Source organism: Ruegeria sp. L12 (genome assembly GCF_056531745.1).
This window is the reverse complement of the sequence record NZ_JBQFMH010000005.1, coordinates 291,193-315,822: the sequence shown is the minus strand read 5'-3', so window position 1 is coordinate 315,822 and position 24,630 is coordinate 291,193. Positions and strand designations below refer to the sequence as shown.

Below are 24,630 nucleotides of genomic sequence, written 5' to 3'. Positions count from 1 at the left end.
TGTATTCCCGAACAACACGCTTCGCTTAAGTTTTGCAATCCGACACTGCGCAGACCGATTGACATGCCCACGCTGTTGGTATGCTATCCCCAACCATAACGTTCACAGAAATTTGCGACATCGTATCGCGGATTCAATGCAGTTAACCGACTGCAAAAAAGGGAGAAAATAATGAACAAATCATTGCTCGCGCTGGCGTTGCTGATGTCTTCAACAACGCTGGCACAGGCCGAGACTCTGCGCTGGGCCCGTGCCGGTGACGCGCTGACGCTCGACCCGCATTCGCAAAACGAAGGGCCCACGCATACCGTGCGCCATCAGATGTATGAGCCGTTGATTATTCGTGACACGACCGGCGCTTTCGAAGCTGCGCTCGCCACCGATTGGGCACCCAGCGCCGATGACCCGAATGTCTGGGTGTTCAACCTGCGCCAGGGCGTGAAGTTCCACGATGGCGCGGAATTCACCGCCGAAGACGTGGTGTTCAGCATCAATCGCGCCAAGCAGCCGAACTCGGACATGAAAGAGCTGATCAATTCGATCGTCGAGGTGCGCGCGGTCGATGACCACACGGTCGAGATTGTGACCGACGGCCCAAACCCGATCCTTCCGGCGAACCTGACGGACCTGTTCATCATGGACAAGGGCTGGACCGAGGCAAACAACACAGTCGACGTTCAGGACTTTGAAGGTGGCGAGATCACTTTTGCGACCACCAATGTGAATGGCACAGGTGCCTACAAACTGGTCAGCCGCGAGCCTGACGTAAAAACGGTTATGGAGCGGAATGAGGACTATTGGGGTCGCGATCAGTTCCCCATGGCGATCAGCGAAATCATCTATACCCCCATCCAGAACAACGCGACGCGCGTTGCGGCGATGTTGTCGGGTGAAGTGAACTTTCTTCAGGACATGCCGGTACAGGATCTTGAGCGGGTCAATGCGGCGGACGGGCTGGTTGTCAAACAGGCACCGCAGAACCGGGTGATCTTCTTCGGGATGAACCAGGGCGGGGACGATATTGAAGCCGATAATGTGGATGGCAAGAATCCTCTGGCCGATGTGCGTGTGCGTCAGGCCATGTCCAAGGCGATCAACCGCGATGCGATTCAGCAAGTGGTCATGCGCGGTCAATCACAGCCTGCCGGGATGATCGCACCACCCTTCGTGAACGGCTGGACGGCTGAGATGGACAGTGAAAGCAGCACGGATGTTGAAGGCGCAAAGGCGTTGCTGGCCGAGGCGGGCTATCCAGATGGATTCTCGATCCGGCTGGATTGCCCCAATGATCGTTACATCAACGACGAAGGCATCTGCCAGGCTGCTGTCGGCATGCTGGGTCAGATTGGCATTACCGTGAACCTGGATGCCAAACCCAAAGCGCAGCATTTCCCGCTGATCACCGATGGCAAGACCGATTTCTACATGCTGGGCTGGGGTGTTCCGACCTACGATTCGGAATACATCTTCAACTTCCTTGTCCATGGCCGTGAAAGCGACATCGGCACCTGGAACGGCACTGGCTTCGACAATGACGATCTGGACGCCAAGATCAAATCGCTGGCCTCGAACACCGATCTGGATGCCCGCAATCAGGACATCGCCGAGATCTGGCGTGTGGTGCAGGACGAACAGTTGTACATCCCGATCCACCACCAGGTGCTGAACTGGGGTATGGCTGAAAACCTGGCCATCGAGGTTGATCCCGAAGATCAGCCCATGGTGAAGCACTTCGGTCTGAACTAAGCTGAGTGGCCAGGCCCCGGAATACGGGGCCTGCCACCAAAAAAGTGGGAGCTATCATGAAACGTCTGACCACTGCCGCGCTGTTGGGCGCGCTTGCCTTACCTGTCGCAGCCGAAGAGTTCACGTTTGCCGTCACAACCGACCCGCAAACGATGGATCCTCATGCGGTTAACTCAGCCCCTGTTCTGGGTTTTCTGAACAACGTCTACGAAGGGCTTGTTCGTCGCGGCAAGGATATGACCATCGAACCCGCTCTGGCCACCAGTTGGGAAACAATCGATGGCGGCGCGGGCTGGAGATTCAAGCTGCGCGAGGGGGTGACATTTCATGACGGGTCCGAATTCAACGCTGATGACGTTATCTTTTCGTATCAGCGCGCTTCGGATGAAAGTTCGGATACTCGCAGCTGGTTCGCTCCGGTCAGCGAGGTGGTGAAGGTTGACGACTATACCGTCGATGTGATGACCACTGCGCCGAACCCGATCTTTCCGGACAGCATCGCCAACTGGATGATCATGGACAGCGGCTGGGCCGAGGCAAACGACGCCGCTCTGCCCGACAAAGAGGCCGGCAACTATGCGACCCTGAACGCCAACGGCACAGGCGCGTTCCGCGTCTCCGCGCGCGAACCGGGCCTGCGCACGGTGCTGGAACCCTTTGATGCATGGTGGGGCGATGTCGAACACAACCTGACCCGCGCCGAACTGGTGCCGATCCAGAACCCGGCGACCGCTCTGGCGGCGCTGCTTTCAGGCGATGTGGATTTCATCAACCCGGTCCCCATTCAGGACGTCGCCCGCCTGCAGGGCAACCCGGATGTGAAGGTTATTCAGGGGATCGAAGCGCGTGTGATCATGTTGGGTTTCGATCAGCAGGAAGGCGCAAGCGAGGCCGGGCAGGGCAGTTCCGATCTGTTTCTTGATCTCCGTACCCGCGAGGCTGTGGCCAAGTCGGTCAACGTACCGGCCATTCTACAAACCATCATGCGCGGCAATGCCGAAGTGGCGAGCCAGCTTGTCAGCCCCGCAATGCGCGGGTTCTCGGCTGTGAATGCAGACCCTTATGGCTATGACCCCGAAGGTGCGAAGGCGCTGCTGGCCGAGGCTGGGGCAGAGGGGGCCGAGGTCAGCTTCAAATGCTCCAACAATCGGTATCTGAACGACGAATCCGTGTGTCAGGCGATTACTGCCATGCTGACGCAGGCCGGGCTGAATGTGACGCTTGACGCGATGCCGGTGCAGAACTACTGGCCGGAACTGCGGGCCGACAATTTCGACATGTATCTGCTGGGCTGGTCGCCCGGCACCTTTGACGCCGAACATCCTGTGCGCTTTCTGGCCTCGACCCCGAACGAGGAAAAGAAGCTGGGATCATGGAACTTTGGTGGCTATTCCAACGCGCGTGTGGATGAACTGCTGCCGATGATCCAGTCCGAGATTGACGAGACCAAGCGTCAGGCCATGCTGGACGAGGTTGCAGGTATCCTGCAGGAAGAGGTCGCCTATGTGCCGCTTTACGTGCAACCGCTGGTCTGGGGCGCGCGCAGCGATATCGAGCTGACGCAACGGCCCGACAATTTCTTCCTTCTGCGGTGGGTTACGGTCAACTAAATGCTGTCATACATCATCAGGCGGGTGGCCCAGTCGGCGCTGGTTCTGTTCGTCGTGGGCCTTGTCGCCTTTTCCATGTTCCGCTTTGTCGGCGATCCCATCGACAACATGTTGGGGCAGGAGCGCACCATGGAAGACGTGGAACGCCTGCGCACCCAGTTGGGCCTGGATCAGCCATTTCCGGTGCAATATGTGAAGTTCCTGCAAGAGGCCGCGCAGGGCAATTTCGGTGTCAGCTTCCGTCAGGGTCGCCCGGTCGCCGAGATTCTGGCCGAGCGCGCTCCGGCTACGCTGGAACTGGCGATGGTATCGGCGACATTCGCCATCATATTGGGCATCGCGCTGGGCGTCTTTACCGCGATCCGACGAGACGGGTTCGCGGCGAATTTCATCATGTCGGCCTCATTGATCGGGGTATCGCTGCCCACTTTCCTGATCGGCATTCTGCTGATTTACGTCTTCTCGGTCGAACTGGGCTGGCTGCCCAGCTTCGGACGGGGCGAGGTCGTTGATCTTGGCTGGTGGAACACCGGGTTCCTGACAGCGAGCGGTCTCAAGGCGCTGATCCTGCCGTCGATCACGCTGGGCCTGTATCAGATGACCCTGAACATGCGGCTGGTACGCTCTGAAATGCTCGAGGTGTTGCGGCAGGATTATATCCGCTTTGCCCGCGCCCGCGGCCTGAGCGACCGGACCATCAACTTCCGCCACGCGCTGAAAAATACGATGGTGCCTGTTATCACCATAATCGGCCTGCAGCTGGGGGCCATCATTGCCTTCGCCATCATCACCGAGACGGTGTTTCAATGGCCCGGCCTTGGCCTTCTGTTCATCAACGCAATCCAGTTCGTGGATATCCCTGTCATGGCAGCCTACCTGATGATGATCTCGGTCATCTTCGTCACCATCAACCTAGCGGTCGACATTCTTTATGCGTTCATCGACCCGCGCCTGAGGGTCAGCGCATGAGCCGTCTGCAAACCATTCTGGATAGCGATCAGTTCTATGCCTTCCGCCGCTCACCCGTGGCTATGGTGTCGGCAACGGTGGCGTTGGTTCTCATCCTCGCCACCATCCTTGCCCCACTGATTGCGCCAACGAACCCGTTCGACCCGGCCAGCCTGAACCTGATGAATGGGTTCACCCCGCCGATGGCACCAAACGCCTTCACCGGCGAAAGCTTTTTGATGGGCACCGACGATCAGGGGCGCGATGTGTTCTCGACCATTTTGTACGGAATGCGGATCTCGCTGTTTGTGGGTGTGTCCGCGGTTCTGTTTGCGATGGTGCTGGGCATCATTCTGGGCCTGCTGTCGGGGTATTTTGGTGGTTGGACCGAAACCATCATCATGCGCACGGCAGATGTGCAACTGACCTTCCCGTCGATCCTGCTGGCCATGCTGATCTTTGGTATCGCAAAGGGCGTGACCCCGGTGGAATATCGCGATCAGATGGCAATCTGGGTGTTGATATTGGCGATTGGTCTGTCTGACTGGGTTCAGTTCGCCCGCGTCGTTCGGGGCGCAACGCTGGTAGAGAAGAACAAGGACTATGTCGCCGCCGCGCGCATCATCGGGCAAAGCCCGCTGACCATCATGCTGCGCCATATCCTGCCCAACGTGCTGTCGCCGGTATTGGTAATTGCCACCATCTCATTGGCGCTGGCGATCATCGCCGAGGCGACGCTCAGCTTTCTGGGCGTTGGGGCACCGCCCACGCAACCGTCGCTGGGCACGTTGATCCGTATCGGGCAGGGGTTCCTGTTCTCGGGCGAATGGTGGATTCTGTTCTTCCCCGCCTGCACCCTGCTGGCACTGGCGCTGAGTGTAAACCTGCTGGGCGACTGGCTGCGCGATGTTCTGAACCCGAGGCTGAAATGACCGACCCCGTTCTTTCGATCCGCAACCTGACGGTGGAGATTCCCACGCGTCACGGCATTTTCAAGCCGGTGGAGCATGTGACCTATGACCTCCTCCCCGGTGAAATCCGTGGGGTCGTGGGGGAAAGCGGTGCTGGCAAATCCATGACCGGCAACGCGGTGATCGGCCTGCTGGACCCGCCTGCGCATGTGTCCGAGGGCGAGGTCTGGCTGAACGGCCGCCGAATTGACGTGCTGGATGCTGAAGACAAGCGCAGGATTCGGGGCAAAGAGATCGGGATGATCTTTCAGGACCCGCTGACTTCGCTGAACCCGCTGTTCACCGTGGGTGAGCAGCTGGTCGAGACGATCCAGCTGCACCTTGGCCTGTCGGCGTCCGAGGCGAAAAAGCGCGCCATCGCCCTGCTGGACCGTGTGTCGATCCCCAACCCGGCAGAGCGATTCAATCAGTATCCCCATCAGTTTTCCGGCGGGATGCGTCAGCGGGTGGTGATAGCGCTGGCCTTGTGTACCGAACCCAGCGTACTGATTGCGGACGAACCTACCACGGCTTTGGACGTATCGGTGCAGGCGCAGGTACTGGATCTGATCAAGGAACTGGCCAAGGAACGGCAGGTCGGCGTGATCCTCGTGACGCACGATATGGGCGTCATTGCCGACACCACCGATACCGTGACCGTCATGTATTCCGGCCATGTGGTCGAAAGCGGCACCACCGATCAGATCCTCGGCGCGCCTACGCATGATTATACCAAATCCCTGATCGCCGCCGTGCCGCGCCCACACACACGGGTCGAACGCTTTCCGGTCGTCAGCTATGGCGAGCGGGAAAGAACCTTCAAGATCGACGATCTCGCGGCGCATTGGGACAAGACCGATCTGTCCAAATCCGGCAAGCTTCTTGAGGTCGAAAACATAACCAAGACCTTTCTGGAAAAGGGCGGCCTGCTACCGTCGCAGCGGCAATACTTTACCGCCGTCGATCAGGTCAGCTTCGACATCCGCGACGGCGAGGTATTCGGCCTTGTCGGCGAAAGCGGGTCCGGCAAGTCTACTGTCGCGCGGATGATCGGCACGCTTTATCCGGTGGACGGTGGCCGCGTGATATTTGACGGGCAGGATGTGACGGCTATGGGCACGGATGACCTGCAAGCCTATCGCCGCCAGATTCAGATGATCTTTCAGGACCCGTTCTCCAGCCTCAACCCTCGCATGAGGGTCGGAGACCTTGTAGCAGAGCCGATCCATCATCACAAAATCCTGCCCAAGCCTGCCATCGAGCCGCGCGTGCGCGAGTTGCTGGACTGGGTCGGGTTGGCCAAGGATGCCTGGCGCAAATACCCGCACGAATTCTCGGGCGGGCAGCGACAACGGATCTGCATCGCCCGCGCGCTGGCCACGCAGCCCCGGTTCCTGATCTGTGATGAGCCGACAAGCGCGCTGGATGTCTCGATTCAGGCGCAGATTCTGAACATCCTGAAGGACCTGCAGGATCACCTGGGCCTGACAATGCTGTTCATCAGCCACGACCTGCCGGTGGTGCGGCAGATGTGTGATCGCGTGGGCGTCATGCGGCAGGGCAAGCTGGTCGAGGTTCAGGAAACGGACGCGTTGTTCGCAGACCCGCAGCATCCATACACCAGAGAGCTTCTGGATTTGATGCCAAGGCTTAAGCAATTGGCGTAGCCGGGCTGCCTTAACCAGATGTAGGTCTTTTTATAGGAGCTGAATTTGAGGAGTAGGCTTCTCTTCACCAGCGCTTGCGTAATGCATGGCGAATTCTGTGAGAGGGTCCTGACCTGCTATTTGGGTTTATTCGTACCTGTGTTTGCATTTGTCAGGTTTGATTGACGAACTGACAAGTTGCGCGTCCTTGCTGATGCTCATGTCAGATGCAGTGAAGCGTCTACTGTCGCTTCAGTTTGGTGTAGTTGCACTTCCGAAAACGGCAATACACCGGATGCAACCTTTGCAAGCACATCCTTGTAAGGTCAACGTCCTGGTCAAGGGTGCTGCTTGTCAGAAGCGTAAGGTCATTTGTTTGAGGCAATCGGTGAGAAACAAGTCAATCGGGCAAATGCCAGGAGTCGAAATGCTCCAGCCCATCAAAGGTGTCGCTGTAAAAAATCATCGCACGGGTGGGAATTCCCTTGAGCAGATGCGCAGCAACCATGTGCGGAATTGACTGACGGCCCGAGAGCCATCCGCGCGAAACGAGGTTACAAGATAATAGGCATTGCCGGTGGGAATGCTCAGATCAAGCGGCGCAACGAGATGCCCTTTGCGCCGCCCTTCTTCACCAAAGGGCCGGCGGTCCATTGCCCAGCCCAACCCGCTCTGTGCTGCTTGCAACGCGTTCGAACGATTGTCCATGTCGGCTATCGGTTTCCATGGGGTTTCGCTCAGACCCGCAGCCGAGAACCATCGGTTCCATTCATTTGCATGATGGCGGCTGCGGATCAGAGGTTCCGACAACAGCTCTTCGGGTTGGGGAACCGATCCGCGTGCCGCGAGGTATTCCGGCGCGCAGACCGGTTGGATTATCTCATCGAACAGCTTGATGCAGCGCGCCTCTTGCGGAGGTTTGTCAGCATATACGATGGCCATATCTATATCACTGCCGCTGAGAGTGATCTCTTCGGGCATAGTCACGACATTGACCGTTACATTTGGGGCAGCTTCTCGCAATTGCGGCAGTTTCGGAATCAGCCACATATTGGCCAGTGATTGATACATGTGTACCGAAACCGACTGATCGCTGTTCTTGTCCGTGTACTGGGCAAATGCCGCATCAAGCGTGTCCAGAGCCTGACGCAGCGGCTCATAGAGTGCTTTGCCGTCATCCGTCGCTTCAACCAGTTGGTTGGTTCCGCGCTGCAATAGCGTTGTACCTACGAAAGCCTCCAGCGATTTTATCTGATGACTGATGGCCGAGCCTGTAACGTTGAGCTCTTGCGCGGCTTCAACATTGCGACCCAGCCGGACAACGGCTTCGAACGCACGAATGGCGGCAAAGGGTGGGATTTTCCGTGACATCTGAAAACTCGATGAAAGTCCAACGCGCTGACGGTATGGTAAATGTCCCGTTTGTCCCAGCCTTTTCCTGTCAGACACTTGCCGTGCACAGATCGAACAGGTGCTGAAGTTCGCGTGCGTTCAGGTGATCGAATTGTTCCGACAGGTGGCGAATGTCCTCTGCCCGCTTGGAGCCCAGAACCGGATCGGCCAGCATGTGGAATTTGTCGGTGATCTGCGCATCGGACAACGGCATGTCAGCATCTCCGCGTGGGGTGCGGGGGGCATCCTCGATCCGGCGACCGTCTTTCAGGGTTATCGATACCTGTGCCCAGCGTTTGTCGGTGCTGATACGGGTCATTTCCGCATCATTGATCAACCGGGTGGCACGGCTGATGCGCAGGATATCGGGGTCGCATAGCGCGTCATCTGTCAATTCAGACACACCGACCTGACCGCGCACGATCATCGCTGCCACGGGGAAGGCGATGGCATAGGTGAACTCATCCAGATTCTGCGGCTCATGCCCGGCCAAACGGGTGGCATAGTGGAAGGTGCGGATGTCCACGCTGTTCACCTGATCATGGGTGAAACCGTGCTGCTGGATCATGTCGTGAACAGAATCGAGCGACGGGTGCGCCCAGCGACAGCACGGATAGGCCTTGTAATGCGTGTGCTCGATCAGTCGCCAGCCGGAACCCAGATCGGCCCAGTAAGCTGCACCTACTTCACCTTCGCAGGTCAGAGCCGGCGCGCCGGTGAACCCCTCGGTCGCAAGATAGGCCGCCGTCACACCCGAGGGCGCGCCCCAGCCTACGCCATCACGCAGCATGGTCGGATGGTCGATGCAGCGCATCATCTGGCTGCGGGGGCCGTGATATTCACCGATGCCCGCCGCGTGGCGAATCTGTTCCGCGCTGCCGCCCAGCAATTTTGCCCCGGCGGCGGCCACGCCCACGGCTGTCCACGCGCCCGAAGTGTGATAATCGGCACAGGTTGCGTGCTGCACCAGACCCGCACGGTACGAAATCTCATAGGCGGCGGCGAGGATTTCAGCAAAGCGTTTGCCGTCGATATTCTCTCCGCTGGCTTGTGCCATGGCGATCATCGCCGGAAAGATGGCTGATCCCGCGTGCCCCTTGCAGGGGGTGGTGCCGTCATGGGCATCGATGCTGTCTACGGTGAACGCCCCGGCCATGGCCGCGCCGACGGGGCTGACCGTGCGTCCGTCCATCAGCATCCGCGCGCCGCCCGCAGCACCTATGCCAAAGATCAAGGGCGCGGTGCGGCGCGCAATTTTGGACAATTCGGTTGTCGCACCCACGGCGGCTACGCCCATCGTGTCGACAAATGACCGGCGCAGCGTCCACAGCGCGGCCTCGGGCAGGTCATCATACCGCAGATCGGCGGCGAATTGATCAAATCCAGAGGACATCAGCTCAGTTTCTCCACGGCAGATTTCATGCGCTCTATCCCTTCGATGATATTGTCTTCCGAGGTCGCAATCGACATGCGGAAAAACGGATCGCAGGAAAACCCGGGGCCGGGCACCACAACGGCCCCATGACCCATCAGATAAGCGGCCAGATCGGTTGAACTGGTCAGTTTGTTCCCGTCCGATGTGGTCCGCCCCAAAAGCGCGCCGCAATCCGGCATCAGATAGAATGCGCCGCCCGGTTTCTGTGTTTTCAACCACTCGATCTCCGCCAGTCCGGCCAGTGCCACATCCCGGCGGTGCTGATAGGTGGCGCACCAGTCACCAAGAAAATCCTGCGGGCCGGTCAGCGCAGCGATGGTGGCCGCCTGAGAGATCGAGCAAGGGCCGCCATTGGTCTGGCTGAACAGGCTGCGAATGCCGCCGGTCCACCAGTCCGGCCCGCCAGCAAAGCCGATGCGCCAGCCGGTCATGGCATAGGATTTGGAAACCCCGTTCACAGTCAGGATACGGTCACGCAGATCGGGCGCAACTGCGGCCAGCGTGGCGAATTCAGCCCCGTCAAAGATGAGGTGCTCATACAGATCATCCGAGATCACGTTGACCTGTGAGTGCCGCCGCAACACCTCTGCCAGTGCCTTCAGCTCGGCCGCCGAATAGACCGCGCCGGTTGGGTTCGACGGCGAACAGATCATCAATAGCCGCGTGCATGGGGTGATGGCTTTTTCCAGCGCCTCGGGCGTCAGCTTGAACGCGGTCGCGGCGGTGTCGACCAGAACCGGCCTGCCGCCCACGGCCTGCACCATCCCCAGATGCGACGCCCACAGGGGCACGGGCAGGATCATCTCATCGCCGGGATTCAGCACCGCCTGAATCGCCGAGGCCAGCAGAGGCTTGGCCCCGGAACAGACGATGATCTCGGAAGGTGAATAACTCAGCCCGTTGTCGCGGCGGAATTTCTCAATCACCGCTGCCTTGACTGTGCCCGTTCCGTCGGTGGGGGTATAGCGCGTATTGCCTGCGCGTATCGCGGCAATGGCGGCCTCGCATATATGGGCGGGCGTGTCGAAATCGGGCTCACCTACGGAAAAGTCGATCAGATCGGCGCCCGCCTGCCGCATCTCGAACGCTTTGTTGAACACGCCGATGATCGGCGACGGAGGCAGTGCCTCTATGAGGTTGGACAGCATCAGGATGCCTCTGCCAGATCGGCCAATGTTAGGTTGGGGCCAAGGCTGTCTGGTCCGACCAGAACATGGATGACCGCCGCCTTGCCCGAGGCCATCGCACGTTCCAGCGCTGGGGCGAATTCGGCGGTGGTTTCCACCCGTTCGCCATGGGCACCAAAGCCTTGCGCCACCACCGCGAAATCGGGGTTGGTCAGGGACGTGCCCGAGACGCGTCCGGGATGTTTGCGTTCCTGATTGGTGCGGATGGTGCCGTACATGCCGTTGTCGACAATGATGAAAATCGGGTCGAGCCCGTATTGCACCGCTGTGGCCAACTCCTGCCCATTCATCAGGAAATCGCCATCGCCCGCAATATAGACGGCGGGGGCATAAGGGCGCGCCACCTTGGCCGCCACCGCAGCCGGAACGCCCATACCCATCGCGCCCGAGATCGGGGCCAACGCCCCAAGGAACTGCCGATAGTCGTAGTGAATGTTGGGCCAGTCCGCCGCGTTGCCCGCCCCAGTGGTCATGGTGGCCCCGGCAGGCAGCGTGGTGTTGAGAACGCGCATAACCTCGGCCATATCGACCGGACCGGATTGTGCAGGCAAAGCACGCATCGCTTCATAGTCTGCACGGGCATCTTTGGGCGAATGGCGCTTGGCCACCGGCAGCAGAGCCAGAGACTTTGCAGCCTCGTTCGGGTCTGCCAGTATGGGCAGATCGGCTTGATAGAGCCGCCCCAGATCTTCGGGTCCGGGCAGGATATGGACGAGTTTACAAGCGGGCTGTGGAGCCTGAAGCAGGCTGAATTTCAACGTGGTCCCGTCATTCAGCCGCGCCCCCAGCGCGATCACCAGATCGGCGGATTTGGCATATTCATTTGGCATCGGATTGCCGCCAAAGCCCAGATTGCCGATGAAATTCGGGTGATCATGCGGGAACAGCCCCTGTCTGCGAAACCCGACGGCAACCGGCAGCCCGTGGTCCTCGGCAAAACGGATCGCTGCGGCGTGCCCTTCCTCGGTCCAGCAGGTGCCGCCCAGCAGCAGCAGTGGACGTTCGGCCCCAGCCAACAGTTCAGCCACCTGCTCCAGATCGGCAGGCGTTGGTGCGGGCGGGGTCAGTTTAACGGCAGGCAGATCGGGCGTGTCGGTCAGCTCGGCCAGCATATCTTCGGGTAAGGCCAGCGCCACCGGACCGGGCCGCCCTGACAAAGCGGTGCGGAAGGCGCGGTTGAGGTATTCGGGAATGCGCGCCGGGTCGTCGATCTCGGCCACCCATTTGACCATGTGGCCCAGATAGCGGCGATAATCGACCTCTTGAAACGCTTCCTTATCGCGATGGGCGCGCGGGATCTGTCCGATCAGCAAGATCAGAGGGGTCGAACCCTGCTGGGCCGTATGCACCCCGATCGAGGCATTGGTCACGCCGGGCCCGCGCGTCACGAAACAGACACCCGGTTTGCCCGTGGCATCCGAATAGGCCGCCGCCATGAAGGCCGCGCCGCCTTCCTGCCGCGTGGTGTAGTATTTCAGTGTGTTCGAGCAATCATGCAACGCATCCAGCGCCGCCAGATAGCTCTCACCGGGGACGCCGAATATGGCCTCGACCCCATTGACCCGCAGCATGTCGATCAGCACCTGTCCGCCTGTCCGCATCCCGATCACTCCTCTTGTTCCGTATTCGTATTTTCCACCGGCGAAGGACGCTGGAAACTGAAAAACTCACACCGGGGTTGAAGCGATTTCACCCGGATACTGATAAAGCCCGGCAAAGCAATGTGCGACCGGGCCGGTCATCTCGGCCACGTGGTCGGGCCGGATGCGGATGGTCACTTCGCCCGCTGGCATGTGAGCCCGCATCTCGGCCTGATCGGTCCGCCTCGACAGGCGCGCCGCCTGAACCGCGGCACAGGCGCCCGAGCCACAGGCCGTGGTCAGAACACCCGGGCGTTCATAGACGGAAAGCCGCATCTCGGACGCCGACAACATCTGGACGACACTCACATTGACGCTTTCGACAAAAAGCGGGTCCGCCATGATTTTCGGAGCCAATGTAGGCAGGTCCACTGTGTCCAGATCATCGGTAAAAAATACCGCATGAGGATTGCCGATGCTGACACCTATCGGATTTCGCAACGCTGCATTGCCAACCGGCAGCGCCATCATGTCCTGCGGTCCGGACAAAGGCATGGCTTGCCAGTCCTGTGTCAGCACGCCCATTTCCACCTGAACCAGATGGTCGCCCCGCCGTTCGGCGCGCAGGGGGCCGACCTGTGTTTGCAGGGAGATCTCATCCGCCGCAGCCTCTTCCAGCAACATCCAGGCCACGCAGCGTGTTGCGTTGCCGCAGGCCTGCACCTCGGTCCCGTCAATGTTGTAAATACGCAGGCTGGCACGCACATCCGGCAGGTCCGAAGGTTCCAGCACAACCAGCTCATCCGCGCCAACACCAACCTTTGGGTCACACACCCAGATAATTTCCTCTGGTGACGGGCGGTAGGGAGCGTTTCGGGCGTCAACAATCACGAAGTGGTTGTGAAGCCCCTGCATCTTTAGGAAGTCTGGCATGAAACTAGTGCTGCAGAATCTGGCTCAGGAACAATTTGGTGCGGTCGCTTTGTGGGTTATCGAAGAAGCTCACCGGGTCGTTTTCTTCGATGATTTGTCCTTCGTCCATGAAAATCACACGGTCGGCCACGGCCTTGGCAAAGCCCATCTCATGGGTGACGCAAACCATCGTCATCCCGTCGCGGGCCAGACCGACCATTGTGTCCAGAACCTCGGACACCATTTCAGGATCAAGCGCCGATGTCGGCTCGTCAAACAGCATCACCTTGGGGTTCATGCATAGGGATCGCGCAATGGCAACACGCTGCTGCTGGCCACCCGACAATTGGCCGGGATATTTGTCTGCCTGTTCGGGGATGCGCACACGTTCGAGATATTTCATCGCGGTTGCGCGCGCCTCGGCCTCGGGCACGCCGCGCACCCACATGGGCGCAGCCGTCAGGTTTTGCAGAACGGTCAGGTGTGGAAATAGGTTGAAGTGCTGGAAGACCATGCCAACCTCCATCCGCACCTTGTCGATATCTTTCATTTTGGCGTGCAGGTGCAGCCCGTCGACAATGATCTCGCCCTCCTGATGCGCCTCAAGCCAGTTGAGGGTGCGGATCATGGTGGATTTGCCTGACCCGGAGGGCCCGCAGACAACAATCTTGTCGCCTTTGTTGACGGTGAAGTTGATATCGCGCAGCGCGTGATAACTGCCATACCATTTGTTGACGCCGCGCATTTCGATGATCGGTTCAGCCATGACGCGGTCTCCTTAATGGCTTTTGGTGCGGAAATGACGCTCGATCCGGCCCTGAATCAGTTCAAGGCACATCGACAGCATCCAGTAGATCAGCGCAGCGGTGATCAGCATTTCCATGTGCTGAAACGTCTTGGTGCCCAGCGTGCGCGCCAGAAACATCAGCTCCCACACACCGATGACCGACACCAGAGAGCTGTCTTTCAGCATCGCAATGAACTGGTTGCCGGTGGGCGGGATGATCAACGGCAGAGATTGCGGCAGGATGATCCGGCGCATGGTCAGGCCGAACTTGAACCCCAGCGAGCGCGAGGCTTCCCACTGGCCCTTCGGGATCGACTGGATGCCTGCCCGGAAAATCTCGGTCATATAGGCGCCATAACACAGGGTCAGCGCCAGGATACCTGCGGGCACGGCGTCGATCACATAGCCCAGCTGGGGCAAGCCCAGATAGATCAGATAGACCTGCATCAGCAGCGGCAGGCCCCGGAAGAACGAGGTATAAAAACTGGCAATCGCAAAGGCGAAGCCGTTTGACGACAGTTTGGCTACGGCTCCGATGATCGCCAGTATAGACGCCAAGGTGATAGAAATGGCCGAGACATATAGCGTCGTGAAGACGCCCTGACTGACCATGAACCAGACCTTCGACCGGATGAAGACGAAATCCAGATCGAAGCCATAGAAGAAGGCAAGGAACAGGGCCAGCAATTGCAGCCAGACGATGGCGACCTGAAGCCGGAACTTGAGAAACCCGATCAGAACGATGTTCAGCACGAACAGAATGCCCAGCAACAGTCCGGTGGCAAAGCGCCCATAGAACCCGGAATCGGCGGGTTCATCGATTACCGTGCGCATAAGCTCGCCGATGATTGATCCCGTGGTGTCGATCAGCGCAAAGAATGCTGTTGCGACCACCAGCATGATTGCGATTACTTTGGGTTTGTGGGCCAGCGGATCGTTGACCACCGTATCAGCGTAAAGCATCACATGCCTCCTGCTTCAGATGGCCCGCACGGGTGCGGGCCAACCTGTTTTATCGTTATTTAGTAGAGGTATAGTCGACGCCGTACCACTTCTCGCTGAGTTTGGTTAGCGTGCCATCTGACCGCATTTCCGCCACGATACCGGCGAGCTTGTCATTGAGTTTCTGGTCGCCACGATCGATGGCGATGGCCAGCGGCTCATAGAATACCGGGTCACCGATCACCTTGAAGGGATAGTTATTCTTGATGCCTTCCAGAATGGCTGGCAAGGAACCGACCATACCATCCAGACGGGTGCCATCACCCAACCGCAGATCGTCCATCACAGCGGTCGAGTCCTTGTAGGATCGGATTTCGCCCGGTTCGACTTTGTAGTCAAAAGCCGGGACACCTTCGGCATCAATTGTCAGATCATGCTGCAGGTACAGTTCGAATGTGCAACTGGTGCAGGCCCCCATGACTTTGCCATTGAGCCCGTCAACCGACGTGACCGAGCTGTCATTGTGCACCGCGACAGCTGCCGGGGTATAGTAGTAGACGGCCGGAAAGCTCAGCACTTCGGCCCGCGCTTTTGTCGGTGTCATCGAGCCCACCGATACATCCCAGCGCCCGTTCCAGTTGCCTGCTGTGATGATATCCCAGGCGGGTGTCACAAACTCGACTTCGACGCCCAAGCGCTTGGCGATCTCGCGTGCGACATCGACATCAAAGCCATCCATTTCGTTGTTGTCATTCAGAAAGCTTTGCGGGGCCCAGTTTGCATCCGTCGCGACTTTGAGCGTGTTGTTCGACATGATGCGGTCCAAAGCGTCACCGGCAAAGCTCATCCCGGTGGATGCGCAAAAGGCTGCTACGGCGGTGGCGATGGTGAAAATTCGTCGTGTTTGTGTCATGCATTCCTCCCAAGCTGGATACGCGTTGGGAAATCTGCACTGCGAACGCAAATCCTCTGAGGGAAATATTTTTTGGCCTTGTGAATATTTTTCATTATCCGTCGGCCGCGCACATATCTGCAATTGCCGAAATTACGGGAGAGAGGCGACCGAAATCGGCAACGCCATTTAGCAGTTGCCGACTTGGGCCTTACCAGCTTCTAAAGCTTAAAAACTACCCTCCGTTAGAGTTTGCCAATGCCGGTTGGGCAAAGTCATTGGCGGGTGGGGTCAGGTCTTTGGCGCCAGTGCCGGGCATCAACTCGAACCCAAGGTCGAACTGGTCGAGCGTTGAGGCAAGTTGTGCCACAACCTCGGTATTGCCCTCGGATTGCGCAGTGCCGTCAGCCAGCATCTCAGTCAGCTTGCGTTCGCCTGTCATGACCTTCTCCAGATCGGCGCGGTTCAGGCTGACCGACAGATCGGCGTCTTCCGCTACCTGATCGACGATGTGGGTCAGGGTGGCGTTGCTCATCTCGACCACGATGTTCTCATCCCGGTCGGGGATCGACAGGTTGATGGTGAACTCCATATCGGCGGCCTTGGCGCTGTTGACGCGGATGGCCAGGAAATCCAGCCACATGGTGGTCTGCATCGCCTTGATGGTGTCCGGACCCGTGGTCTCGATGGTGGCGCCCTGCGGGATACCGTTGCGCAGTTCGAACGCCGCGCCCAGGAATGAGTTACGGACCGAGGGGCTCTCCTTCTGGTACCCGATCTGTTCGACCGCATCGGCCAGCAGGTCTTTGGCGGCCTGGTTCTGCGGCTCGGCATAGACCAGTTTGTTCAGAATCTCGGTCGCTTGCAGATATTTGCCTGAATCCACCAGTTCCTGACCTTTGGACAGGATCGGTTCGGCACCACCCATCATCTCGACAAACAGCGGCGCGCTGTCTTCGGGTGACAGGGGGGTCAGCGTGGTCGGGTTGGCATCCCAATAGCCGAGATAGCGGTTGATCACCGCCCGGCTGTTATGCTCGACCGAGCCGTGATAGCTGCGCGCCGCCCATTGCTGCTGCAGGCTTTCGGGCACGTCATAGACATTGTGGACCTGATTGATGGTCACACCCTTGTTGGCCAGATTCAGCACCCCGTTGTTAAGGTTGGCATAAGTGTCGCGCTGCGCCCGCATCACTTCCTGAATGCGCTCGTTGCCGTAACGGGGCCAGGAATGCGAGGCGAACATCAACTCGGCATCCTGCCCGAACTTGTACAGCGCGTCGTTGACATGCTTGGACCAGCTCAGCGCATCGCGTACCAGCGCGCCGCGCAGGGTATAGATGTTGTGAATGGTGCCGGTGATGTTTTCCGCCACCCAGAAAGCCTTGAGATCGGGGAAATAGGTGTTCATTTCCGCCGGGGCCTCGGTGCCCGGGGTGTTCTGGAAGATCATGCGCACGCCGTCAACGGTGATCTCTTCGTAATCGTCCGAGACATAGCGCGTCGGCTCGATCAGGCCCGTGGTCCCTGCCGAGATGTTCTTGCCGATGGACTGGTCCACATGGCCGTAGGGGCTGCGCGGCAGCAATACGCCGTATTGGAAAAACAGGCGGCGGTTCATCACGTTGCCGGCATAGACGTTTTCGGATACCGCATGTTCCATGAACCCTTCGGGCGCGATGACCTCGACCCCATTGGCCACGTCCTCGTCGGTGATCACCCCGCGCACACCGCCATAATGATCGGCGTGGGAATGCGAATAGACAACCGCCTTGACCGGCAGTTCACCCACGGTTTCATTCAACAGCTTCAGCGCGGCGGCGGCGGTTTCCTTGGAGGCCAGCGGGTCAAAGATAATCCAGCCGGTGTCGCCGCGAATGAAAGTGATGTTGGACAGATCAAATCCGCGCACCTGATAGATGTTGTCGTCGAGAATCTCGTACAGGCCGAAATTCATGTTCAGGATCGCCTGGCGCTGCAATGACGGGTGGATCGAGTCGAAATCGTAGCCTTCGAGCAGATAGTCATAGCTGCCGATGTCCCACGCGACAGTGCCGTCCTCGGTCTTGATCTGCCGGTAATCCGGCGTTGCAAGCAGACCTTTGCGGCTTTCTTCAAAGTCCCGTTCGTCGTCGAAGGGCAGGGCTTTGCGCTGGGCGTTCTGGAACTCGATCGTGTAATCCGATGGCAGCTTGCCCTTGGGATCAAAGTGCTGATGCCCATGATCCTGCGCAAGGGCAAGACCGGAGGACAGCGTCAGAAGGGCGGCGGTCAAGGGTAGGGTGGTTCGACGTGCCATATATAATCGGTTCCTATTATGAGGGCTTCAACAAAGTCGGCGGCGCAGACGTCGTGACGGGACGAACCACGAGGCTGAAATTCGTCCCGCCGGATGCATCGGCACCGGAAGTTGATGTGAAGTGCCGTCCTTCCGAAGCCGGATACTTGTCTGTGCGACCAATGGTCTGGCCCTCATACCCGCAGAAATTGTGTGGAGAAGTGCAAACATGTTGCCACCTGCCCGATAACCCATGTATCAACAAAGCCAACATAATGTTTTACTTGGGTTTTCCCGAGGCAGAGGGATTTTTTGGAGTGGATATTACCGAGCGCGACATTCGGATCCAGATGCAGCGCCTTCTGGATCACCCCGATTTCACAGCCAGCCTCAGACGTCGCGCCTTTCTGAGCTATATCGTCGAAGAATTCCTGGCCGGCCGTGCCGATCAGATCAAAGGTGTTTCCATCGCCATGACGGTCTTTGACCGCGACGAAAGCTTCGATCAGCAGGTTGATCCGATCGTCCGGCTCGAAGCGCGGCGATTGCGGCAGGAGATTGACACCTATTATGCCGGGCCTGGCCGGGATGACCCGGTTCGTCTGACCATCCCCAAAGGTGGCTATGCCCCGCGATTTGAAAGCGCCGCACCGCCGGCAAAGCCGACTCCACCCGCGTCTGTCGAGGCTCCGCGCCACAGCCACAGGCGTTTTCTGAAAATCGGGGTCGGTATCATGTCTGTCCTGGTGATGTGCGTTTTGGTCTGGGTTCTTCTTCTTGGGGCGCCCGTTCGTCAGCGCCTGGCTTCTGACCAATCCTTGCCGCGAGGACCTGTGGTCGCGGTGCTGCCGTTTGACACGCTGAGTGATGGACCGGGCTATTTTGCCGAAGGCATAACGCAACAACTGACCAGCGAGGTGGTTCGGTTCCGTGACCTCTGGGTTCTGCCCTTAAGCAGCGTCCGGCGACCGGGGGATAGCGGCAACACTCTTCAGGGTCTGCACTCGGACTACGGCGCGGATTACGCCCTTGAGGGAAGCGTCCTCGACAAAGGCGACACTGTGGTCCTGTCCGCCCGCCTGATCGACCTGAACAGCCAGCGGTACATCTGGGTGAACGACTATGCCGTCGGCAGCTCTCCCACCGAGATTTATGCTGCACAAGACATGGTCATACAGGATGTAATTGGAAAACTGGCCGGAAAATACGGCGTCCTTACGAAAGACGCGATGAGACTGGCCGAGCGCACCCCGCCCAGCAGTCGTGATGCGTATGATTGTGTGCTGAGTTACTACAGCTATCAGATCACGATTGATCTTGAGCGGCACCCGGAAGTGAAAGCCTGCATTCTGAGAGCTCTGGAACAGAGCCCGAACTATGCCGAGGCATGGGCGGTTTTGTCCAATCTCTACCTGCAACAGATCCGGTTTGGACTTGGAGGGGATCATCAAGAGCTTCTGACCGCCGCAGATGCGGCTGCGCGCCGTGCTTTGGAGATTGATCCGAATCTGGCCGCCGGACATCTGATGGTGGCCAACATGCGGTTTGTTCTTGGTGACATTCAGGGATTTCGACAGGCTGGCGAAGACGCCGTCGCCCTAAGCCCGAATGAGAGTTCGGTTCTTGCCCATTACGGTATGCGGCTGGCCTTTAGCGGCGCATGGGACGAGGGCCTGAGCAATGTGGACCGGGCGATCGCTTTGAACCCAGTACATCCGCACTGGTACCGGTTTCCGCGCGTGTTTTATGAGTATGATCAGGGAAACTATGAACGCGCGCTGGCTATTCTGCAGCAGATTGACATGCCAAACTTCCTCTGGACCCATTTGTGGGGCGCGGCCCTGAACGGAGAATTGGGGCACCGGCAGGCAGCACAGGTCTCTCTGAAAAAGCTTCAGGCACAGCAACCGAATATTGCAACAGAAGCGTCAGGGATTCTGTCAATCTGGCAATTGGATGATGCCTTTCAAAGGAAACTGCTGAACAGTCTTCGCAAAGCTGGCCTGAATGCCAAGGCCTGAAGGTATATCCTCTTGTCTTGTACTGAATGCTACTGCCATCGTGATGACTGTGCCCAAACTTCGCGTGGCCCGCGTCGATCTAAGCCGGGCTTTCCTTCTCGCTACGGCACGTACGGCTTACTGGCCTTCATGCAGCACTCAGATGCTGCGTCTGATGCCATCACGGTACCTTGTTGTCAGATAATCAGTTAGTAAAACTTGTCTGATGACGGACAGTCATCGACTACTTTGGCTCCAGGGCATTCCTAAGCGGTTCTTCCTTTGCTGCGGGGATGTTTGCCGGTTGGATTACGTTTGGCAGGTTGAATGATTGGGGTCTGGTTTCAGATCGAATAGCATATACGCAAGGCGTCGAGGATCGCCGCGTGCATGTTTCGGCCTGCGACCGCATCGCCAATTCGTGCCAGGTAGAACTGGCAATTCGGGTTTGTGTTCTTGAACGGATATGCGCCCTGAATCAATGCATTGTGGTCCAGCTGCCCAAGGTTTCGCGAGTGCGGCTTAAGCGCATGATATAGGTCGTCCGCCGGCCTCAGGCCATGCTCGACAACCACATGATCGACAAGGCGCACCGAGCATTCATGCGTTAAGACGTGACGCAAACTGGCGCGGATCTTGTTTCCTTCGCGGGTCAAAGAACAGAGTTCTCGGAGGCAGGTAAAGATAACTCCCCTGGCGGATAGATCGCGCAACGCGACAGCAGATGTCGTTGGGCCAAGGTCATGCAGAAGCGTTCTGTCCGGGGTTGCTATTTCGACGGCATGACCAGCGTTCGCCAGTACATCGGCCGTGACTGCGGCCGGGTGGTCGCCGACCTCGTCAAACAAAAGCACGTCTCCCGAAACGCGCGCTTCTCCTGAAAGCACCACCCAGCTTGAGACCGCTAATTCGTTACCGGGAATAGTCAACGGTTCGGGCCAGCCGCCGGTTGCGATTATGACCAGATCCGGTGCCTCGGCGAGCACATCCTCGGCTTCCGCATAAGTATTCAGACGGATGTTGACGTCGAGATTGTTGGCCTCGGAAATCAACCAATCGGCTACGCCCCGGATCTGTCTGCGCGTTAGGCCTTTGGCGGCCAGAGAGAGTTGCCCGCCAAGCCGATCCGATGCCTCGAACAAGACGACATCATGCCCCTGCAGGGCGCTGACCCGTGCGGCTTCCAGTCCGCCGGGTCCTCCTCCAACGACAACTACTTTCTGTTGAGTTTTACTTTGCTGAATAACATGGGGCAAAATCTGCTCACGCCCGGTGGCCGCGTTATGACCACATACAGCGGGCTTGCCCTGATTGACCCGGTCTACACAATAGCCAAGCCCGACACAGGGGCGAATACGTTCTTCTTCGCCACGCACGAGTTTCGATACCAGATAAGGATCGGCCATCTGCGCACGGGTCATACCCACCAAGTCGACATATCCTCCGGCAACGGCATGACGTGCCGTCGCAATGTCTGCTATGCCACCCGCATGGAGGATTGGCAGTTTGACGGCTTCACGGATACGCCCGGCCACTGTGATATGCGGGGCGGCAGGCAGACCCATGGGGCGCACCCATTCAGCAAGCCCAAGGTCATCGTAAGGTGCGCCGGCCAGAATATTGAGAAGGTCGACATGGCCGCTGCTCTCCAGCATTCGGGCGATGGAAACGCAATCTTCGCTGCTCAGTCCACCCTCGGTCAGTTCATCGCCAGTGATACGCATGGACAATATGAAATCGGGGCCAACCTCGGAACGCACGGCATCTAATACCTGAAGGGTCAGCCGCATGCGGTTTTCCAACGAGCCGCCGTAGTCGTCATCACGTAGGTTGGTGAGTGGCGATAAGAACTGACCCAGCAGGTGAGAGTGGGAAAGCAGTTCAATACCATCGAACCCGCCCTGCTTACAGCGCCGCGCCGCAGCGGCGAAATCATCGATAACGCGGTTGATATCCTCTTGTTCCATCACCTTTGGAAAAGCGCGGTGAGCGCGCTCGCGAACACCGGACGGTGCCAGAACCGGTAGCCAATGACCGTCATCCCAGGCAGTTCGTCGCCCCATATGGGTGATCTGGCACATCACCGCTGCCCCGTGCTTGTGAACGCCATCCGTGAGCTTTCGAAACCACGGGATGACACTGTCGTCGCCGGCATAAAGCTGGCCAAACACCGAGGGGCTGTCTGGGGCGATATTGGTCGACCCGCCTATCATGGTCAGGGCGACGCCACCTTTGGCCTTCTCCTCGTGATACAGGCGGTACCGGTCTCTCGGGTGACCATTTTCAACATAATTGGGCGCATGCGCGGTGCTGACGATACGGTTTCGAAGCACCAAGTGCCCGAGCTGAAATGGATCGAGTAGTGTGGCCACGAATTTTCCCTTCGCTCAAAACGACGGCACGAGAGTGGCTCCTATGGGAGCACATTGGTCAACTTGCATGTCTGAAAGCGTTTGTTGTCGAGAGCATGATACCGCCAAGAACAGAGAAAGGTTTCACTACTTCCGACATCGGTCCACAAAATGCCGACCATAAGGTTCTGTCGCAATCGTTGTCCCCGGCTGTTGGTTCAGGCGCAGCTTTGATCGTGCGTGATCGAGAACCAGGAGCAGTCTGTGTTGATCTCATTCAAGGGCGCAATGTTCCGAATATCAGGATCTTGTTCTCGGCTTTCTCATATCGCCGCTACGGAGTGTCATTTCGTGATCTGGACAATCTAATGGATTAGCTGGGACTCAAGCTGGATCACGCGGTGCTATTGGGTGCGCCGATCCTGTGATCACACCGCAAAAAAGTTTGATTTCATGAATTCAAACCGTCCGAGCAAGGCTGGGACACCCAAGTTCTTCATCCGCCGCCCGCGTTAGAGCCTGCCAGTCGTCCGAATACGCATCCGTTGATCAGGCCGGTTCCGCCGGGGTAGTTGAAGAAGAACACGCCTCCCACCAACTCTCCTGCCGCATAGAGCCCCGGAATCGGGGCAAGATCATTGTCCAGCACCTGCGCCGTGTCCGGGTCGATGCGCAGCCCGCCGAAAGTGAATGTGATGCCGCAGCCGACCTGATAGGCCTCGAACGGGCCTTCATCGATGGTGTTGGCCCAGTTGGACTTTGGCACGGTCAGACCTCTGGTGCCGCGCCCGTCTTTGACGTTGGGGTCAAAGGCCGTGGCGGTATCCACCGCTGCGTTAAAGGTCTTGACCTCATCCAGAAATCCCTGCGGATCAACGCCTTCCAGCTTTTGGGCCAACGCCTCAAGGGTTGGAGCGGTCACTTTGGTCACCCGTTTGATCCGGTATTCGTCGCGCAGCAGATGCGTGACCTTGGAATCGAACACCTGCCAGGCGAACTGTTCGGGCTGGTTCAGGATCACCCGGCCGTATTTGGCGTACGTGTAATTGCGGAAATCCGCGCCCTCGTCCACGAACCGACGACCCGTCGCGTTCACCATGATGCCCCACGGGTAGGAGTGTTTCTGGAACCCGTCGCCCACTTCCAGATCGCCGAATTCGGGGGCGTTGTAATCCCACCCGACCGCATGGCAGCCGGACCAGTTGCCATAGGTCGAGGCGCCGATCTCTATGGCCATCTTAAGGCCTTCGCCAGTGTTGAAGCGCGAGCCGCGCACCCGCGCCATCTCCCACCCCGGGCCCAGGTAACGTGTGCGCATTTCCGGACTGGCCTGAAAGCCGCCGGCGGCCACGACCACAGATCTGGCACTGATATCCTCAAGCTGACCTTGGTGGCGCACGCGGACTCCAGTGACCGCGTGACCGTCAGTCAGCAGTTTGATAGCGCGGGTCTGGTACCGGATTTCTATGCCGCTCTTGCGGGCGATGCTGGTATGAGCGTCCACCAGACCTTCGCCGCCGCCCCAGGCTTCAAGCGTCAGGCCACCCCAGAATTTGAACCGGCCATCCACCTTGAACGCCTGACGGCCATAGATCGGCATGAATCGGATACCTTTGCTGCGCATCCAGTGCATCGTTTCGCGCGAAGAGCGCACGATGCGTTCGCACAGCGCCGGATCGGTGCGGTACTGCGTGACACGGAACATGTCGTCAAAGAACTGCTCTTCGGTATAGGTGCCGAAATCGGTGATGGCGATCTGGTCCTCGGACAAATCGGGGCAAAGCGCCCTGATATCGTCGACCCCGTCATAGGCAAAGCGGATGGCACCGGCGGTAAAACGGGAATTGCCGCCGTTCTCCGCCTCAGGCGCGCATTCCAGCATCAGCACGCTGGCCCCTTTTTCCCGCGCGGCATGGGCGGCGCAGAAGGCGGCGTTTCCGGCGCCGATGATGATAGTGTCCCAGGTGGCCATGC

At 58.5% G+C, this 24,630-nt stretch carries 17 protein-coding genes; 6 read left to right on the top strand and 11 right to left on the bottom strand.

Going from position 1 to position 24,630, the window contains the following annotated elements:
• Positions 1-171: 171 nt before the first annotated feature.
• From ACR0K9_RS10950 to ACR0K9_RS10930, 5 genes are read left to right on the top strand one after another with little or no spacing between them, the layout of a single operon-like run.
• Entirely contained in the window at positions 172-1,746 is a 1,575-nt protein-coding gene (locus ACR0K9_RS10950) for an ABC transporter substrate-binding protein (RefSeq protein WP_480823104.1), read from the top strand.
• Positions 1,747-1,802: 56 nt separating this feature from the next.
• A complete protein-coding gene (locus ACR0K9_RS10945; RefSeq protein WP_480823102.1) occupies positions 1,803-3,356 on the top strand; it encodes an ABC transporter substrate-binding protein in 1,554 nt (517 codons plus the stop codon).
• Positions 3,357-4,325 carry an ABC transporter permease gene (locus ACR0K9_RS10940; protein WP_480823100.1) on the top strand — a complete coding sequence of 323 codons (969 nt, stop codon included), beginning with the start codon at positions 3,357-3,359 and terminating at the stop codon, positions 4,323-4,325. It abuts the gene before it with no gap.
• Positions 4,322-5,236 carry an ABC transporter permease gene (locus ACR0K9_RS10935; protein WP_480536104.1) on the top strand — a complete coding sequence of 305 codons (915 nt, stop codon included), beginning with the start codon at positions 4,322-4,324 and terminating at the stop codon, positions 5,234-5,236. The genes ACR0K9_RS10940 and ACR0K9_RS10935 overlap by 4 nt, the downstream gene beginning before the upstream one ends.
• The gene (locus ACR0K9_RS10930) at positions 5,233-6,921 is read left to right on the top strand and encodes an ABC transporter ATP-binding protein (protein WP_480823098.1); all 1,689 of its coding nucleotides are present in this window, start codon (positions 5,233-5,235) and stop codon (positions 6,919-6,921) included. Before ACR0K9_RS10935 ends, ACR0K9_RS10930 begins: the two co-directional genes overlap by 4 nt.
• Positions 6,922-7,362: 441 nt before the next feature.
• Here the strand turns inward: ACR0K9_RS10930 and ACR0K9_RS10925 are convergent, their stop codons facing one another.
• The 9 genes from ACR0K9_RS10925 to ACR0K9_RS10885 all read right to left on the bottom strand — a co-directional run bounded on the left by ACR0K9_RS10925 (position 7,363) and on the right by ACR0K9_RS10885 (position 18,326).
• A complete protein-coding gene (locus ACR0K9_RS10925) occupies positions 7,363-8,271 on the bottom strand; it encodes a LysR substrate-binding domain-containing protein (RefSeq protein WP_480823096.1) in 909 nt (302 codons plus the stop codon).
• A gap of 70 nt (positions 8,272-8,341) precedes the next feature.
• On the bottom strand, positions 8,342-9,685 hold the full coding sequence (locus tag ACR0K9_RS10920; protein ID WP_480823094.1) for an MmgE/PrpD family protein: 1,344 nt from the start codon (positions 9,683-9,685) through the stop codon (positions 8,342-8,344).
• A complete protein-coding gene (locus ACR0K9_RS10915; RefSeq protein ID WP_480823092.1) occupies positions 9,685-10,875 on the bottom strand; it encodes a pyridoxal phosphate-dependent aminotransferase in 1,191 nt (396 codons plus the stop codon). The genes ACR0K9_RS10920 and ACR0K9_RS10915 overlap by 1 nt, the downstream gene beginning before the upstream one ends.
• A complete protein-coding gene (locus tag ACR0K9_RS10910) occupies positions 10,875-12,515 on the bottom strand; it encodes a thiamine pyrophosphate-dependent enzyme (protein ID WP_480823090.1) in 1,641 nt (546 codons plus the stop codon). Before ACR0K9_RS10910 ends, ACR0K9_RS10915 begins: the two co-directional genes overlap by 1 nt.
• A 66-nt stretch (positions 12,516-12,581) precedes the next feature.
• Positions 12,582-13,427, bottom strand: a complete 846-nt coding sequence (dapF, locus tag ACR0K9_RS10905) for a diaminopimelate epimerase (protein WP_480823088.1) — start codon at positions 13,425-13,427, stop codon at positions 12,582-12,584.
• Between the two features lie 4 nt (positions 13,428-13,431).
• Positions 13,432-14,172 carry an amino acid ABC transporter ATP-binding protein gene (locus tag ACR0K9_RS10900; protein WP_480823086.1) on the bottom strand — a complete coding sequence of 247 codons (741 nt, stop codon included), beginning with the start codon at positions 14,170-14,172 and terminating at the stop codon, positions 13,432-13,434.
• 12 nt (positions 14,173-14,184) lie between these two features.
• On the bottom strand, positions 14,185-15,156 hold the full coding sequence (locus ACR0K9_RS10895) for an amino acid ABC transporter permease (protein WP_480823084.1): 972 nt from the start codon (positions 15,154-15,156) through the stop codon (positions 14,185-14,187).
• Positions 15,157-15,211: 55 nt separating this feature from the next.
• Positions 15,212-16,048 (bottom strand): transporter substrate-binding domain-containing protein, encoded by an 837-nt coding sequence (locus ACR0K9_RS10890; RefSeq protein WP_480823082.1) that lies wholly within the window; start codon positions 16,046-16,048, stop codon positions 15,212-15,214.
• Positions 16,049-16,262: 214 nt separating this feature from the next.
• Positions 16,263-18,326, bottom strand: coding sequence for an alkyl/aryl-sulfatase (locus ACR0K9_RS10885; protein ID WP_480823080.1), 2,064 nt, complete (start codon positions 18,324-18,326; stop codon positions 16,263-16,265).
• Positions 18,327-18,622: 296 nt separating this feature from the next.
• On the opposite strand from ACR0K9_RS10885, the gene ACR0K9_RS10880 reads away from it, so the two are divergent.
• On the top strand, positions 18,623-20,326 hold the full coding sequence (locus tag ACR0K9_RS10880; RefSeq protein WP_480823078.1) for a tetratricopeptide repeat protein: 1,704 nt from the start codon (positions 18,623-18,625) through the stop codon (positions 20,324-20,326).
• A 323-nt stretch (positions 20,327-20,649) separates the two neighbouring features.
• On the opposite strand, the gene ACR0K9_RS10875 is transcribed toward ACR0K9_RS10880, so the two are convergent.
• Together ACR0K9_RS10875 and tcuA are read right to left on the bottom strand one after the other, a co-directional pair.
• A complete protein-coding gene (locus ACR0K9_RS10875) occupies positions 20,650-22,677 on the bottom strand; it encodes an oxidoreductase (RefSeq protein WP_480823076.1) in 2,028 nt (675 codons plus the stop codon).
• Between the two features lie 475 nt (positions 22,678-23,152).
• Positions 23,153-24,628, bottom strand: coding sequence for an FAD-dependent tricarballylate dehydrogenase TcuA (gene tcuA, locus ACR0K9_RS10870; protein WP_480823074.1), 1,476 nt, complete (start codon positions 24,626-24,628; stop codon positions 23,153-23,155).
• Positions 24,629-24,630 lie beyond the last annotated feature (2 nt).